Below are 15306 nucleotides of genomic sequence, written 5' to 3'. Positions count from 1 at the left end.
ACATGAGCCCGGCCCAGTCGAGCACACCCACCAAAATCGCCCGGCGCGGGCTGATGCTTGTCCTGTCCTCGCCCTCGGGCGCAGGCAAGTCGACAATTGCTGGCAACCTTCTCCGAGACGACCACAGCCTCGAAATCTCTGTCAGCGTTACGACCAGGGCCAAGCGGCCGAGCGAGATTGCCGGCAAGCATTATCACTTTATCACTGTACCGCAGTTCGAGAGGATGCGCGACTCAGGCGATCTGCTCGAATGGGCGGAGGTTCACGGCAACTTTTACGGCACGCCGCGCGAGCCCGTGGAATCGGCCATGGCCGAAGGTCGCGACATGCTGTTCGATATCGACTGGCAGGGTGCCTTGCAGCTTCAGGACAAGATGAAGGCCGATATCGTTTCGATCTTCGTGCTGCCGCCCACCATGACCGAACTGCAGTCTCGCTTGCATCGCCGGGCCGAGGATTCGGAAGAGGTCATTCGTACGCGGCTTTTGAATTCGCGCGCGGAGATCGAACGGTGGCGCGAATACGACTATGTCATCGTCAACGACGATCTCGATGAGGCTTTTCGCAATGTGAGCTGCATCGTCAATGCCGAACGCGTCCGCCGCGACCGGCGTTACGGCTTGTTCGATTTCGTCAACGGGCTGCTGACTGAAGAGCCGAACCTTTAGGACCTGCACGGTCGATGCAATGGTGCTTGCGGCTAGATCAACTGACCGGGCCGATATGCTGTCACGCGATTCACTATCCTGGAAAGTCGGCGTGCCCTAAGCGAACGCTGGCTAGAGGCAATTCGCCAGTCGAACAAACTCTTCGACTGAAAGCGTTTCGGCCCGTCGTTGCGGGTCGATATCCGCCTTCTTCAACAAGACTTCGCCCCCCAGCGGCTTTAGGCTCTGCCGCAGCATCTTGCGTCGCTGGCCGAAGGCGGCATGCGTGACCTTCTCCAGATCGGCGACCGAGCAGGGGATCGGGCTTTCCTTTGGGGTCAGATGAACGACAGTCGACGTTACTTTCGGCGGCGGCGTGAAAGCTTGCGGCGGAATGTCAAACGCCATCCGTGCGTTCGTACGCCATCCGCAAAGCACGCCAAGACGTCCATAGTGGTCGTCGTCTTCGGCCGCAACGACGCGCTCTCCCACTTCCTTCTGAAACATCAGCGTCAGCGAGTCCCAGAAAGGAGGCCACTGCTTCGGCAGGATCCAATTGACCAGCAGCTGCGTGCCGACATTGTAGGGCAGGTTGGCAATGATCTTCACCGGTCCCTCGGGCGTCAGAGCTTCGAAGTCCGTCTTCAGCGCATCGCCTTCGATGACCTCGAGCCTCCCCGGATAGTGATCCGCGATTTCCGAAAGCGCGGGTAAACAGCGAGAATCACGCTCGACGGCGATCACCTTCTTTGCACCCAATGCCAGAATGGCGCGCGTCAGGCCGCCGGGACCCGGACCGACCTCAAAAACCGTGGCTCCTTCCAAGGAGCCGGCTGTGCGAGCAACCTTCTGCGTCAGGTTGAGATCGAGCAAGAAGTTCTGGCCGAGCGCCTTGCGCGCATCGAGGCCATGGCGCTGAATGACATCGCGAAGGGGCGGCAGCCCATCCAAGGCAGCCATCAACGATGCCCTTCTGTGGTGCGTCCGAGGTGACCGGCGAGCTTCAGCGCCGCGACGAGACTGTTTTCACGCGCAAGGCCCTTGCCGGCGATCCCGAAGGCGGTGCCGTGATCGGGCGAGGTGCGCACAAAGGGCAATCCCAGCGTGACGTTGACAGCGTCGTCGAAGCCAAGTGCCTTGGCCGGTATCAGGGCCTGGTCGTGATACATGCAGATCGCAACGTCGTAACGCGCTCTGGCGTCGTCGTGGAACATCGTATCGGCAGGCAGCGGACCGATTGCGTTTATCCCCTCGGATCTCAGGAATTGGATGGCCGGTTTGATGACCGTTTCATCCTCTTTGCCGATCGCACCGTCTTCTCCGGCGTGTGGATTGAGACCGGCTATCGCGAGCCGGGGTTGCTCGATCCCGAAGCGACGCCTGAGATCGGCATCAGCAATCCGGCAAGTCTCGATGATGAGATCGGCCGTCAGTGCCTGAGGCACATCCTTGAGCGGAATATGAATTGTAACAGGAATGGTGCGGAGCTTCGGACCCGCGAGCATCATCACCGGTATCCCCGCCTGTCCAGTCGCACGTGCGGCGAGATCGGCCAGAAACTCAGTGTGTCCGGGGAAGGGAAAGCCGGATTCGTAGAGAACGGACTTGGCGATCGGGTTGGTGACGACGCCGAGGGCTTCGCCACTCATTGTCAGCGAGACAGCTCTTTCGATCGCGGCGATCGTGCTCTTTGCCGTCGCCACATGCGGCTCACCCGCTACAACGTCGATACCTGCGGCAATGGGGAGCACGGGGAGGGCATCTGCAAAGACATCATTGGCGTTGGTGCAATCGGTCTCGCGAATGGCGATCGTCAAGCCTAGGAGCTTGGCACGCGATGCCAGCACATCAGGGTCGCCAATGAACACGAACGGAGGCAGACCCAGCTCCCTGCGCCGCATCCAGGCCAGAAGTGTGACATCGGGGCCGACGCCGGCCGGATCGCCCTGGCTGAGAGCAAGCGGGCGCGAGAACGAGAGTGTCATCTTGCTCAGGGACGCATGATCTGCGCCTTCTTGCGCAGCTCTTCCATATATTTCTGGGCGTTCGGATTTTCCGGAGGGGCGTTCTTCCCTGCCTTCGCCTTATCAAGGTCTTCCTGGCGGAACACCATTTCGGCGGCTTGGTCATCAGAAACCTGGCGCTGGCTGCAGATGGCGATGTATTCGACACCTCTGTCGGTCACGCGCGTGGCGGTCGTGTTGCCCTTTGCCTGCTCGACAAGCGGCTTCCATTCGGCCGGAAGTTCCGGTGCAAGAACGCGACCAAGGTCACGGACTGACACGTCAAGCATCGTTGCTGCGAAGACCTTTGCCTGGTCACAACCCGGATACTTCGCGCGAGACGCCTCGGCTTCGCTCTTGCGTTTGCCGACGATGCCCTTCTTGTTGGCGGGAACGACGAAGATCATCTGCTGCAGAATATATTCGGTGGTTTCCGGCTTCTGCTTGTTCTCCATCATGCGGGCAACAAGGTCGGAATTCGACATGCGATTGCTCGAACCGTAGCGGGCATTGACAAGGCGCGGCCAGCTCATCTGCACGGCAATGAAAGCCTTGAAATGATCAACACCGACGCCGGCGCGTTCGAGAATTTGCGTCATCTGGTCCGTCGTCAACTTGTTGCCGCTCGCGAACCGCGCGAACGATGCGTTGACGTCGTCCTTGGAAACCGACATGCGGACGCGGGAAATTTCCTGCTGCTTCAGCGTCTGTTCGATCAGCTGTTCTTCCGCTGCTTTCGCATCAGCCTTTTGATGCTGCAGGCGCAGGAATGCTTGGCGCTTGGCGATGTCACCGCTGGTGATTGCTGTTCCGTTGACGACAACTCTGACTTCGCTTGCAGCAAAAGCTGAGCCGGTCTGCGGCGAGGCAAAAGCCGCCAGCATCGCGAAAGTCGCGCCGGCAATCATCGTCCTTACGGTTCTTCTTGCGCCAATCATCTATCGACCCTTCCCATTGACGCCGCGCACTCACGTCGCGGCGCGCATACCTTCCCGAGACACACGGGCATTACCGCTGCAAATTGAAAATTCAGCATATGCCTTAGATCTCAACTGGCGACAATGTCCTGCATAGTCTTACGGCGAAAGAAAGGCCCTTTCTTTCGCCGTATTACAGAACTGACAGTTAATTCTGGTAGATGGTTGGGCTGGCATCTATGGGCGTGCCGAGATTGATGTCGCCCAGCGTCCGGAAGGTCAACCTCGCCCCGATACTCCAGTCGCTCGCGGTTTCCGCGGTGGTATCGCGCTTGTCGATATATGCGATCGTGAAGATGGTGCATTCGTCTTCATAGGTAAGGCCGATTGTCTTCCTGACAACAGTGTTGTCCTGAAGGTCCCAAGCGACGCCGCCAAATACCGTCCAATAATCCTTGAACTTAACAGCAGCCTTGGCCTGGATCTCATCATTGTCCTCGGCGAAGCCGTATTCCGGCTGCGCTGAGACATGCGTGTAGATCATCTGACCTTGGAAATTGTCGGTCTGGTAACCGGCCGTCAAATCGCCACGACGGAAATCCAGGTCCTTGTCGTCAAGCCGATAGGAAGCTGCAAGGGCAACGCCCTGTGGCGTTTCGATCCCGCCGAGTCCGACGAAGTCGGAGACGTCCGTTTCGAGGCCGGAGTCGGCGCCGACGTTTACCAGATCAGCCGTGTCAAAGGAGTTTTGGCCGCCGAGCTGGTAGGATTGGCCGAAGATACCGTGCAGCTTGTAGCCGTTGTCGAACGTACCGGTGTACTGGAAGCCGACATTGGCGCGCGTGCCACCTTCGATACGGTCGTAGCCGGAGAACTTATCACGCTCGAAAAGATTGGTCGCATCGAACACGAAGCTCTGCGCATCTTCGTTCGGAAGAGAGCCGGCAAGCCGTTCGTCGGGCCGTGCATAAAGCTGAACAATCGGTTCGAACAGGTGTGTGCTGTTCGCGGTCGTACCGAGGATCGGGTAGCGCATTTCCAACCCTGCGGTAAACATCGAACGCGTCGCTGCATTACCGTCGTCGTAATTGCCGTCATAGACAAAGGTGCCGGAGGTCGGCGGCGGCGTCATGTTCAACGCCAAGGCATCGCCGCGGGCTGCAAGCAGCGGAGTGATCAAGAAGCCCTGAGGCGTGACAAAGGTCCGCTTCCATTCCAGTTCGCCCGTCAGGCGAGATGTCTGGCCCTCAAGGCCGCGGAACCGATCAAAGCCTGCGACGCTATAAAAGTCGTCGTGCGTGCGCGACAGGTTCGTGAAGTTGACATCGGCAGATAGTTCACCTCCGGCGAGCGGCTGCGGCGCCACGAAGTGATAGTCCATCACCGGGTAAACGATTGCCTGCTGCTTCTCGGCGATATCATTCGGATCGGCGTTCTGAACGTCGAAATAGAACGAGCGCAGATCGAAATAATTCCGCTTGCCGAGACCCGTCAGGTAAACTTGGTTGGTATGTGTACTTTCGTCCAGACCCTTCAGGTTATAGGTGCGAGCGAAGTTGTTGTCACTCTGAACCATCACGTCCCAACCAAACGCCCATCGCGGGTTGATTTGGAAGGCCCCCTTCGACGCTACGACACCGCGGAAGTCATTTTCGGCATCGCTGGTGCCGGGCGTAAAGGTCCCCGGGCTGAGCTGGTCGATACCGGCCACGCGCAAGGTGTGCGTGCCGTTCTCGAATCTCTGGCGGAATTCCGCGTCCGCCAGGAAACCCTGGGTGGTGTAACCCGTGCCGGTCACCGTGACGTCGCTGCTCGGCGAAATGACGTAATAGTACGGGACAGAAAGGCCGAAGCCGAGATTCTGCGATGCGCTAAAGGTCGGGAAAAGGAAGCCGGACTTCCGCTTCACGGTATTGTCGGGGACCTCGATCCACGGAACGTAGGCGAGCGGGTGGCCAAGGAGCTCGAAGCGCGCCTTTTCAAGGCGAATCGTATGCTTGACGCCGTCCTGAATGACGCGTTCAGCCTTTACCTGCCAGAAGGGAGGTCGTTCCGGTCTTTCAGCGCAAGGCAAACAGGCGGTATAGACGCCCCTGTTCAGGATCATTTGCGTGCCCCCAACACGCTGGCCGGTTTCGGCAACCAGGCGCGTATTGTCGGGGGTCTCAATTCGGAGCGCGTTTACGAACCCGTTGGCAAAATCGTCGGTGATGTCAATCTTGTCACCGTACATGCGGTTGCCGTCGGGGGCGATCAACTCCACGTTGCCGAGCGCCATCAGGCGGCGGGTCTGCTGATTGTACTCGACGCGTTGCGCCACCAATCTGTAGCCGGCGTAGTTAATCTGTACACCGCCGATGGCCGAAACGATCTGCGCGTCCTTGTTGTAGACGAGTTCGTTTGCCGACAGAATCAGCTTCTGGTCGGCGGACACGTTCGGCCTCAAGCCTTGCAGGGCATCCTGGGCGAAAGCAGCAGGAAAGCCATTCGAATAGGTAGACAGGGCCGCGCCTAGGAGCAGGGCAACCAACTGTTTACTAAGAGTCTTGCGGTCGCCTGCCGCCACTAGCCATCCTCCTGATGAAGCAGAATTGTTGCACCCAAAGCCAAGGCAACAATGACCGGAATCCACGTTGCCACGAAAGGCGGGACAACCCCACTGCTTCCGAATGCTTTTACAAGCACGGTGACCACATAAAGCACGAAGCCCGACAGGATTCCACCCAGAATCACCGACCTCGACTGGTTGAACCGGCTAAATTTTAGGGACACTGTTGCAGCAATGAGAGTCATTGCGACAAGCAACAGTGGTTGGGACAACAACGAATGAAATTGGGTCTCAAGCGCCTTGGTCGGAATCCCGAAGGATCTCGCCGCGTCAATTCGGCTCGAGAGATCAAAAAATCCAATAGTTTCAGGGGCTGTCAGCCTCTGCTGGATGAAATCCTGTTTCAAATTGGTGCTTACGCGCACCTCATCGAGCCGTGTGGCGACTTCGCCCGGACGACGCTCGACAACGTTCTTAAGAAGCCAGTAACCATCTTCCAATTTTGCCGACGCGGCGTCCTGTCTCAGGATGATGTGATCGGACGAATCGAAATGCACGAACACGGCGTTCATAAGCAGCGTGCCGTTTTCGAGAATCGTATTCGCTCCGATGATCACGTCGTCCCCGCCGCTGATCTGGCGAATCCACGGAACTTGCGGCGCGGCGTTCGACCCTGAGACTTCTCCACGCCAGTTGCTCTCGATGACGGCAGCCTGACGTTGCCCCCAGGCTGCCAGCGGGTTGAGGACGGTCATGACCAGGACGCCGAGCAAAAAGGCGCCTGCGAGGAAGGGAGACATGAACTGCCAAACCGAGATGCCGGCAGCACGCGTCACGACCAGTTCGTATTTTCGGTTGAGCCCGATTAGAACGGTCATGCCCACAAAGAGGGCAATGAAGGGCACGGTCTGCTGCAAGATGAGCGGCAGACGCACCGCCGTCATCGCGAGCCCGCCGGTCACGGTGTAGCCGGGAAGACCGGAGAGTCGGCCAGCGGTCTCGCTGAAATCAACGAGGTAGACGATGCCAATCACGCCGAGAAAGAACCACATTGTGGTCAGCAGGTATCGACGGAAGAAGTAACGGCCGAGTGTCCCGAGAATCATGCGCTGCCTCCGGCGGAGGGATCTGCCGACCGACCAAAGCGTCGCGACAGTCTCTGCCAAGAGGCGGAGATTCGGTCGCTCATCGCGGACACGACCGACAGGCGCTTATGGTGCGACAGAGATGCGATTGCCAAAAGGCTGGCGACCACGGGAATCGCATAGAGCACGCCGATATACTCTGGATCCGTGTCGATCTGGTTGGCGGCGTAGAACGACGCCCAACGAATACCGAACGCGAAGATGAGCGCCGCGACCATGGGGTGCAACCGTGCTTCGCGGTGGGAGCGAGCATCACCGGCGATCGCGAGCGAAATCAGCGCAAACACCATCGGAAGAACCCAATCCGTCATGCGGCGGTGCAATTCGGCACGATAACTACCGGGTCTGGCGATGTAATCCTTGTCGTTCGGATCCGGATTGAAGAGGAACGCAAGCTCGCGGTCGGATGCGCGAAGAGTCGCCTGACCGCGGTTTTGGGTCAGATCGGACAGGTCGAAGGAGTAGGAATCGAAACGAATGACGGAGACTTCACCGGTTTGCGTTTTGCGGTGAACCTCGCCATCATGCATGATGAGTGACGTGCCCTTCTCGTCAACGGCGCCTTCACGTGCGTAGTAGATAAGCTCGAATGCGGGGTCGCGCTCATCGACGACGAACAAGCCCTTGAGCACGCGTCCGGCCAATCTCTCGGATATCTGTACGTAGAGGCCGGTGTCGATGCGGCGGAAGTTCTTCTCTTCAATCACGGTCGAGAGCAGATCCGCATAGGCAGCGGCCACCATCTGGCGAACCCCCGTCTTGGCCTTCGGCTCGACGACGTTGTCCACCAGAAACGAAAAGATGCTAATGACGGCGGCGAGGATGAGGATCGGGCGCAGGATAATGCTGCGCTTGGCGCCAGCCGCGTCGATGACGGTCAGCTCCGAATCGTTGTTCATCGTCGTCAGGGTCTGCGTCACACCGATGACAAGTGCGAACGGCAGCACGATCGGAATGATCGACGGTAGAATCAGCGTTGCCAGCTTGGCGAACGATCCCATCGACTGGCCGCTGTCGGTTACGAGATTGACGCGCTGCAGGACCTGAGTCGTCCAAATGATCGCGAGCACCGGCAACAGGGCAACGAGAAACATCTGGCCAACGCGCCGGAGTATGTATGTTTCAAGCAGTTTCATTAATGCCCTTGAACGCCATTTGCGAACCAATGCCGCTACGCAGCGAAATCCATCTACGCTGTTTGGGTCTCTTTTGCGACAAGCTGGAGTCGAAAATTCATTCAAATTTCAGATTTTTTTTTGCCCTGTGGCGAATCGGTAAGCGCAAGAAGACCTGCAAAGACAACAACGGACGAAAGCCAACCCAGGATGACGTCTGAAAGGTAGTGCGCGCCAAATGCAAGACGCATGGCCGGTGTCAGAAAGGCGATTGCTGTGAGGGGGAGGGCAAGCGCGAAGCGCGCCGGCTGTGGTATCAGGAAAATCAGACAGAAAACCCAGCCGGCGCCTGCCGCTTCGCCGGAAATGAAAGAGCAGTTCGATACGCATTTTCCGATCATGGAGCCCGCCTGCACGAAGTCGAGGTGGCCACCAAAATCCAGCGTTTGGGACGGTCGCGGTCTACCCCAGTATGTCTTGAGAATGAGGTTGGTGAGGATCACGGGGCCGATCACCAGCGAGCCGAGAGCAATCTTGAAGGCGCGGGCGCGCGCGAGGTTGAAAGTGGCCCCGCAGTGCCCGTAGCACTCCAAAAGTTTCCACAAGAGGACGATGGCGATGAGGTAGGGAAGCCGGAAGAACAGCGTTCTCAGGAACCCGAGATAAGCCTCGTGCCGGTAAGGAAAGTAGCCGCAGTTTTTTCCGAATGTGGCTGGAGTGCTGCATGCCTCGCGCACAAAGAAATGCGCTGATGCGTAGACATCGATCTGCGGAAAGCCGTTGAACAGCAGAAGCAGCAGCCACCACAGACAGAAAAGACCTATAAACACACGTGCGGGATCGCTGTCGGGCATTTGTATGCGCCAACACGTCCTCGTCCCTGCAGACATCAAAAGGGAAAGCAATTCGGAATTCCTGTGGACTTAATTCCGCGGGAGGAATATGCGCCGAAGATGACATCCCTTTAACGGGTTGGCGGTTAGTCAGGCCGCCACGGCCTCATCCCGAAGACTTGTTTTCGGGGGTGAAACCCGAAATGATCGGATAGAGCGGATTTAGGACAATCCCACTGGAGAAGACATGTCAGCCAAGTTCGATATCTCATTTGCAAGCTCCACCGAGATCGCCGGTGGCTACGCGATCCTCCTGCAGGCAAGCGGAGCGGACCTTGCCGCCGGGGGCAAGCTTGCGGATCCCGCTGGCGTCATCCCGAGAGCAGCAAAGATCGCCGGCTTCTCCGCCAAGGCGACGACTGTGCTGGATCTCGTTGCGCCCGAGAGGTCCGCAGCTGAGCGGCTTATCGTTGTAGGACTCGGCAAACCTGAAGAGCTGACCGCTCACGATTGGCTGAAGGCTGGCGGCGTCGCCGCATCCAAGATCAAGAAGGCCGAAAAGGTCGCAATCTTCGTCGATGCGCCGGGTGCCGGCGTCGGAGCGAAGGAAGCGGCGGATTTTGCGCTTGGAATGCTTTTGCGCGCCTATAGCTTCGATACCTACAAGACCAAGAAGAAGGACGAGGACGGCAATGGCCGGAACGGGCAGGTGCCGATCAAGATCGTTACCGCCAAAGCGACAGAGGCGGCAGAAGCCTTCAAGCTCTCGGAAGCCGTTGCGGCGGGCGTTAACCTGGCCCGCGATCTTGTGAACGAGCCGCCGAATGTTCTGGGTCCGGTGGAGTTTGCCGCCAAGGCAAGCGAATTGCAGAAACTTGGGGTCGAGGTGGAAATCCTCACCGAGAAGGAAATGCAAAAGCTTGGCATGGGCGCCCTGCTGGGCGTGGCACAAGGCTCGGTCAGACCCCCGCGTCTGGCGGTCATGCAGTGGAAGGGCGGCAAGAGCGGCGAGAGTCCGGTCGCCTTCATCGGCAAGGGCGTGGTCTTTGATACCGGCGGCATTTCGATCAAGCCCGCTGCCGGCATGGAAGAAATGAAGGGTGACATGGGCGGTGCTGCCGCTGTCACCGGCCTGATGCATGTCCTCGCTGCCCGCAAGGCAGCCGTGAACGCGGTCGGCATCATCGGTCTGGTCGAAAATATGCCCGACGGAAACGCGCAGCGTCCCGGCGACATCGTTACCTCGATGTCGGGCCAGACGATCGAGATCATCAATACCGATGCTGAAGGACGGCTCGTTCTGTGTGACGCGTTGTGGTATTGCAACGATCGCTTCAAGCCGAAATTCATGATCAATCTGGCAACATTGACCGGCGCTATCCTTGTTGCGCTCGGCAATGTCCACGCCGGTCTGTTCTCGAATGACGATGAGCTCTCCGCGCAGCTGACCGCTGCCGGCTTGACAAGCAGCGAAAAGCTGTGGCGCTTGCCGCTCGGCAAGGAGTACGACAAGCTGATCGACAGCAAGTTCGCCGACATGAAGAACTCCGGCGGCCGTCATGCGGGATCGATCACCGCCGCTCATTTCCTGAAGCGATTCGTGGAGGAAACGCCTTGGGCACACCTCGACATCGCAGGAACGGCAATGGGCTCGCCGCAGGATGAGATCAATCAGTCCTGGGGTTCCGGTTACGGCGTACGCCTGCTCGATGAGCTGGTGCGTGCCAACTACGAGTCATGACGGAAGTTCTGTTTTACCATCTGACGGAATCCAAGCTGGAGGATGCCCTCCCGCCGTTGCTCGAGAAAAGCGTCGAGCGCGGCTGGCGGGTCGCGGTGCAGTTGAAAGACGCTGCGCGACGCGACCTGCTCGATCAGCATCTCTGGACATTTCGCGAAGATAGCTTCCTGCCGCATGGCACGGATGAGGGGGACCTGGCGGCAGATCAGCCGGTTCTCCTTACGGTTTCCGAAGGGAATTCCAACGCGGCGACGGTACGATTTATCGTCGATGGAGCTGAGCCGCCGCCGGTCGAGCCTTATAGCCGGATCGTCTTCATGTTCGATGGTTACGACCAGGCGCAGCTCGAAGGGGCTCGCGCGCAATGGAAGAAGCTGAAAGGCGAAGGACATAACCTCACCTATTGGCAACAGACCCCGGAAGGGCGTTGGGAAAAAAAAGCATGAAAAAGCCCGCTTCAAGCGGTCCGCTTCAAGCGGGCTTTTTCATTTGAAATCAATCGTGGAAGGCGTCGACGAACTTGCGCCTGCCGAGCATGAAGGCATCGGCAACGTGGCGAAGCGGCGCCAGATCGACGTCGGATTTGCCGGCTTTGACGATTTCCGCAAAGCGCCGGTAAAGCGCGGGGTACTCTTCCTCGGGCGCCGAAAACTTCAGCTCGCCATTGATCGACAGCTTGGAGCCGCCTTCCGCAAGCTCCACATGGCCGGCTTCGGTTTCCGCGAGGATGTCCCAGCTCTGCTTGCCGGTCTGACGCCAGTCGAATTCGGCATGAACCGGCACGCCGTCAGCGTTCTGGAAGTGCAGATCCGCGGCGATCGGCGCATCGCGATTTTCCGGGAATTCGAGCGTTGCGCCTGTCAGGAAGATCGCCTTTGGGAGGATGTGGGTAACGATCGAAAGGGCGTTGATGCCCGGGTCGAAGACGCCAAGGCCGCCGGCTTGCCAGATCCAGTCCTGGTTCGGATGCCAGTGGCGAACGTCTTCCTTCCAGATGACATGAACGCTCTTGATCGTCGTCGACGCGAGGAAGGACTTCGTGGCTTCGACAGCTGCTGCGTAGCGGGAATGCCAGCTCGCAAACAGCGAAACGCCCTTGCTGGCCGCCAGCTTTTCGAGATCGGCCACTTCGCTTAGAGTCGCGCCCGGAGGCTTTTCGAGGAACACATGCTTGGCGGCGGAAAGCGCCTTGTGCGCTGCCTCGTAGCGATACTGCGGCGGCATGCAGAGCGAAACGGCATCGATCGCCGGAACGGCGTCGAGCATTGCATCGATCGTCGTGAAGCTCTGGATGCCTTCGACGGTGCCGTGGCGACTCGCCGTTGCAACGAGCTTGAAGTCCGGATTCTTTGCAATCGAGGGGAGGTGCTGGTCGCGGACGATCTTGCCGACGCCAACGATGGCGAGGTTGATAGGTGACATGCTGGTGCTCGCGTTCGGTGTTTCGCTCAAAAGTATGATTTATTTTGCGCCTGTTTTAGCAGAAAGAAACCGGGGGGCAAGCGTCGATAGGCCCGTCAGATGGACGCCATTTCGGCCGGTGCCGTCGGCTTCTTGAACTGCAGCGTTACGACCTTATACCCCTCGGCCTCAAGGGTTGAAAGGAGCGTCGGCAGCATTGTCGCCGTGCGATTGTGGATGTCGTGCATGAGGATGATGCCGCGGCCCCGCTTGTGCAGCAGGTCCATCGTCCGTTTGGTGACGGCGGCTGGCGATGTATTGAAGTAGTCCTTGCTGTCGACGTCCACATCCATCACCACCATATCGCGCATTGCCACGGCGCCACGAAGCTTCCGGCTATCGGCAAGGTATGGAAAGCGAAAGAAGTTGACGTCGCCGCCGGTCGCCTTGGTCACRGCGGCCTCGCCGGGTGTGATTTCCTTCATGGCCATGTCGAAGGTCAGCGTCGCCAGGTTCTCGTGCTGGTAGGTGTGGCTGCCGATCGCGTTGCCTTCAGACGCGATCTTGCGGGCAAGCTCCGGATGTCGTTCCGCCATTTCGCCGACCATCATGAAGGCCCCCTTGACGCCGAAGTGGTCCAGTGTCGCGAGGACACGGTCCGTGCGGCCGGGGATCGGACCGTCATCGAAGCTGAGGATGACCTCCTTGTCCTGGAGGTGCAGGTCATGAATGGACGCGACGATGAGTGCTCGACCGGCGAGGTGATGCAGGCGGCTGTCGCTCGACATTTGGGGCAGGGCAGCATCGGTCCCCGTTGCCGGGCTGCCTTCAGGCGCGACGATGGAGGAGGTGGTCATTGTGGTGTCAGGCGCAGGATGCCTGGTGGATTGGCAGCCGGCCAGGGCCATGCTCAAGATGGCACCGGAAGGGCAAAGCGATGTATAAAAGGGCTCAACAAATCAGTAATGAAAGTTGAGGCAACCTTGATGATTATGGTTAACGATCGGTTTCGATCGCCCCGGAACGCGTCGAATCGTGCTCAACCCGACAAGCTTCCAGCCATACTTGTGGCTATCCTGCCATCGCTTCTTCGTATTCGGAGGAAAGCTCCAGCCACTGCTCCTCGGCGGCGGTGAGCTTTGCTGCAGCCTCGCCACGTTGCTTGGCCTTTTCCGCAGCCTTCGCAGGCGCCTTTTCGTAAAGCAGCGGATCCGCAAGTTCTGCATCAAGCGCCTGAATCAATTTCTCCAGCTTGCCGGTCAAGGATTCGATTTCGTTGATCTTTTTCTTGAGCGGCGCCAGCGAAGCGCGCTTCTCGGCATTGAGCTTGCGCTGGTCGGCCCTCGAGGCGGGTTCTTCAGCAAGCTGTGGTTTCTCGTCCTTCTTCTTGCCCGATGCGACAACGAGATCGCGGTACTCGTCCATATCGCCTTCGAAGGTCGTGACGGTGCCCTTGTTGACGAGCCACAGCCGATCGACGGTTGCCTCGATAAGGTGGCGGTCGTGCGAAATGAGAATGACCGCGCCCTCGTAATCGTTCAGCGCCTCGATGAGCGCCCGACGGCTGTCGATGTCGAGGTGGTTGGTCGGTTCGTCGAGGATCAGGAGGTTGGGCGCGTGGAAAGCCGCGAGCCCCATCAGCAGGCGCGCCTTCTCCCCGCCGGAAAGATCCTTGGCCGCGGTGGACATCTTTTCGGTCGCAAGACCCATCTGAGCGACTCGCGCCCGCACCTTCGCTTCCGGCGCGTCGAGCATCAAACGGCGCACGTGATCAACCGGCGACTGGTCCGGAATCAGATCGTCGAGCTGGTGCTGCGCGAAAAAGCCGATCTTCAGGTTAGGCGCGAGCTTGACCTCGCCCGCCTCCGCCGACATGCGACCGGAAATGAATTTCGCGAAGGTGGATTTGCCGTTGCCATTGGAGCCGAGCAGCGCGATGCGATCGTCATTGTCGATCCGCAGATTAAGGCCCTTCAGGATAGGTTTGCCGGGCTCGTAGCCAACAGCGCCGCCGCTGATAGCCACGATCGGGGAGGCAGGTTGCTTTTCCGGCTCGGGGAAGGTGATCGGCTGTACGTGGTCTTCGATGACGGCAGCCACCGTTCCCATGCGCTCCAACGCCTTGACGCGGCTCTGCGCCTGGCGTGCCTTGGAGGCCTTTGCCTTGAAGCGGTCGATGAAGCTCTGCAGGTGTTTGCGCGCCGCCTCGTTCTTGGCTCGCGCCTTCGTCTGCAACTCGTCCGCTTCGGCCTTCTGCCGTTCAAACTGGTCGTATCCGCCGCGATAGAAGGTCAGCTTCTTCTGATCGAGATGGACGATCGAGTTGACGGCGTTGTTCAGCAGGTCGCGGTCGTGGCTGATGACGATGACGGTGTGCGGATATCGGCGCACGTAATCCTCGAGCCACAGTGTGCCTTCGAGGTCGAGGTAGTTGGTCGGCTCGTCGAGGAGCAGCAGGTCGGGCTCGGAAAACAGCACCGCGGCGAGGGCAACACGCATCCGCCAGCCGCCCGAGAAGGACGACGCCGGACGCGATTGCGCCTCCTGGTCGAAACCGAGGCCAGCGAGGATGCTGGCAGCACGCGCTTCCGCGGAATGGGCGTCGATATCCACCAGCCGCATCTGGATTTCAGCGATGCGATGCGGATCGGTGGCGCTTTCCGCCTCCGCCAGCAAGGCTGAGCGCTCCTTGTCGGCTGCCAGTACGATTTCGATCAGCGCGTCTTCCGTTCCCGGTGCTTCCTGAGCGACCTGTCCGATGCGTGCATTCTTCGGGATCGACACGGAACCGCTTTCCGCGGCTACATCGCCGGTGATCACTCGAAACAGTGTGGATTTGCCGGCGCCATTCCGACCGACAAGACCGGCCTTCGTGCCGGCTGGCAGCGAAACGCTGGCGTGATCGAGAAGCAGGCGGCCGGCAATACGTGCGGAGATATCGGAAATCGTGATCATG

13 protein-coding genes are annotated in these 15306 nt (G+C 59.1%); 3 read left to right on the top strand and 10 right to left on the bottom strand.

Features of this window, described 5'->3' with window-relative positions; genetic code table 11:
• Positions 1-2 precede the first annotated feature (2 nt).
• Entirely contained in the window at positions 3-668 is a 666-nt protein-coding gene (gene gmk, locus AC1DE4_RS07650; RefSeq protein WP_018116250.1) for a guanylate kinase, read from the top strand.
• A gap of 111 nt (positions 669-779) precedes the next feature.
• On the opposite strand, the gene rsmA is transcribed toward gmk, so the two are convergent.
• The 7 genes from rsmA to AC1DE4_RS07615 form a co-directional block, all read right to left on the bottom strand.
• Positions 780-1607, bottom strand: coding sequence for a 16S rRNA (adenine(1518)-N(6)/adenine(1519)-N(6))-dimethyltransferase RsmA (gene rsmA / locus AC1DE4_RS07645; RefSeq protein WP_018116249.1), 828 nt, complete (start codon positions 1605-1607; stop codon positions 780-782).
• On the bottom strand, positions 1607-2632 hold the full coding sequence (pdxA, locus tag AC1DE4_RS07640; RefSeq protein WP_169681065.1) for a 4-hydroxythreonine-4-phosphate dehydrogenase PdxA: 1026 nt from the start codon (positions 2630-2632) through the stop codon (positions 1607-1609). The genes rsmA and pdxA overlap by 1 nt, the downstream gene beginning before the upstream one ends.
• 5 nt (positions 2633-2637) lie before the next feature.
• Positions 2638-3588 (bottom strand): SurA N-terminal domain-containing protein, encoded by a 951-nt coding sequence (locus AC1DE4_RS07635; RefSeq protein WP_025659820.1) that lies wholly within the window; start codon positions 3586-3588, stop codon positions 2638-2640.
• A gap of 187 nt (positions 3589-3775) precedes the next feature.
• The gene (locus AC1DE4_RS07630; protein WP_018857366.1) at positions 3776-6133 is read right to left on the bottom strand and encodes an LPS-assembly protein LptD; all 2358 of its coding nucleotides are present in this window, start codon (positions 6131-6133) and stop codon (positions 3776-3778) included.
• A complete protein-coding gene (gene lptG, locus AC1DE4_RS07625) occupies positions 6133-7221 on the bottom strand; it encodes an LPS export ABC transporter permease LptG (RefSeq protein ID WP_018116849.1) in 1089 nt (362 codons plus the stop codon). The genes AC1DE4_RS07630 and lptG overlap by 1 nt, the downstream gene beginning before the upstream one ends.
• Positions 7218-8396, bottom strand: a complete 1179-nt coding sequence (lptF, locus tag AC1DE4_RS07620) for an LPS export ABC transporter permease LptF (RefSeq protein WP_025659817.1) — start codon at positions 8394-8396, stop codon at positions 7218-7220. The genes lptG and lptF overlap by 4 nt, the downstream gene beginning before the upstream one ends.
• Positions 8397-8497: 101 nt before the next feature.
• Positions 8498-9265 (bottom strand): phosphatase PAP2 family protein, encoded by a 768-nt coding sequence (locus AC1DE4_RS07615; protein WP_192241545.1) that lies wholly within the window; start codon positions 9263-9265, stop codon positions 8498-8500.
• 190 nt (positions 9266-9455) lie between these two features.
• Between AC1DE4_RS07615 and AC1DE4_RS07610 the strand changes: the two genes are divergently transcribed.
• Positions 9456-10949, top strand: coding sequence for a leucyl aminopeptidase (locus AC1DE4_RS07610; protein WP_169681061.1), 1494 nt, complete (start codon positions 9456-9458; stop codon positions 10947-10949).
• On the top strand, positions 10946-11395 hold the full coding sequence (locus AC1DE4_RS07605; protein ID WP_018857362.1) for a DNA polymerase III subunit chi: 450 nt from the start codon (positions 10946-10948) through the stop codon (positions 11393-11395). The genes AC1DE4_RS07610 and AC1DE4_RS07605 overlap by 4 nt, the downstream gene beginning before the upstream one ends.
• 49 nt (positions 11396-11444) lie before the next feature.
• On the opposite strand, the gene AC1DE4_RS07600 is transcribed toward AC1DE4_RS07605, so the two are convergent.
• From AC1DE4_RS07600 to AC1DE4_RS07590, 3 genes are all read right to left on the bottom strand, one after another.
• Positions 11445-12371, bottom strand: a complete 927-nt coding sequence (locus tag AC1DE4_RS07600) for a Gfo/Idh/MocA family protein (RefSeq protein ID WP_018859159.1) — start codon at positions 12369-12371, stop codon at positions 11445-11447.
• A 95-nt stretch (positions 12372-12466) separates the two neighbouring features.
• A complete protein-coding gene (locus AC1DE4_RS07595; protein ID WP_169681164.1) occupies positions 12467-13258 on the bottom strand; it encodes a polysaccharide deacetylase family protein in 792 nt (263 codons plus the stop codon).
• Between the two features lie 163 nt (positions 13259-13421).
• Positions 13422-15305 carry an ABC-F family ATP-binding cassette domain-containing protein gene (locus tag AC1DE4_RS07590; RefSeq protein ID WP_029792495.1) on the bottom strand — a complete coding sequence of 628 codons (1884 nt, stop codon included), beginning with the start codon at positions 15303-15305 and terminating at the stop codon, positions 13422-13424.
• Position 15306 lies beyond the last annotated feature (1 nt).

This window comes from Rhizobium sp. 10N414 (assembly GCF_056394785.1).
Note: the sequence above shows the minus strand (reverse complement) of the source record. Positions and strands in the feature narration are given on the sequence as shown.

What these genes read in the sequence shown, in the direction of transcription:
- AC1DE4_RS07590 (WP_029792495.1), bottom strand. Translation starts at nt 15,305, where the DNA reads ATGATCACGATTTCCGATATCTCCGCACGTATTGCCGGCCGCCTGCTT.
- gmk (WP_018116250.1), top strand. Translation starts at nt 3, where the DNA reads ATGAGCCCGGCCCAGTCGAGCACACCCACCAAAATCGCCCGGCGCGGG.
- lptF (WP_025659817.1), bottom strand. Translation starts at nt 8,396, where the DNA reads ATGAAACTGCTTGAAACATACATACTCCGGCGCGTTGGCCAGATGTTT.
- AC1DE4_RS07635 (WP_025659820.1), bottom strand. Translation starts at nt 3,588, where the DNA reads ATGATTGGCGCAAGAAGAACCGTAAGGACGATGATTGCCGGCGCGACT.
- AC1DE4_RS07615 (WP_192241545.1), bottom strand. Translation starts at nt 9,265, where the DNA reads ATGTCTGCAGGGACGAGGACGTGTTGGCGCATACAAATGCCCGACAGC.
- AC1DE4_RS07600 (WP_018859159.1), bottom strand. Translation starts at nt 12,371, where the DNA reads ATGTCACCTATCAACCTCGCCATCGTTGGCGTCGGCAAGATCGTCCGC.
- rsmA (WP_018116249.1), bottom strand. Translation starts at nt 1,607, where the DNA reads ATGGCTGCCTTGGATGGGCTGCCGCCCCTTCGCGATGTCATTCAGCGC.
- lptG (WP_018116849.1), bottom strand. Translation starts at nt 7,221, where the DNA reads ATGATTCTCGGGACACTCGGCCGTTACTTCTTCCGTCGATACCTGCTG.
- pdxA (WP_169681065.1), bottom strand. Translation starts at nt 2,632, where the DNA reads ATGACACTCTCGTTCTCGCGCCCGCTTGCTCTCAGCCAGGGCGATCCG.
- AC1DE4_RS07610 (WP_169681061.1), top strand. Translation starts at nt 9,456, where the DNA reads ATGTCAGCCAAGTTCGATATCTCATTTGCAAGCTCCACCGAGATCGCC.
- AC1DE4_RS07605 (WP_018857362.1), top strand. Translation starts at nt 10,946, where the DNA reads ATGACGGAAGTTCTGTTTTACCATCTGACGGAATCCAAGCTGGAGGAT.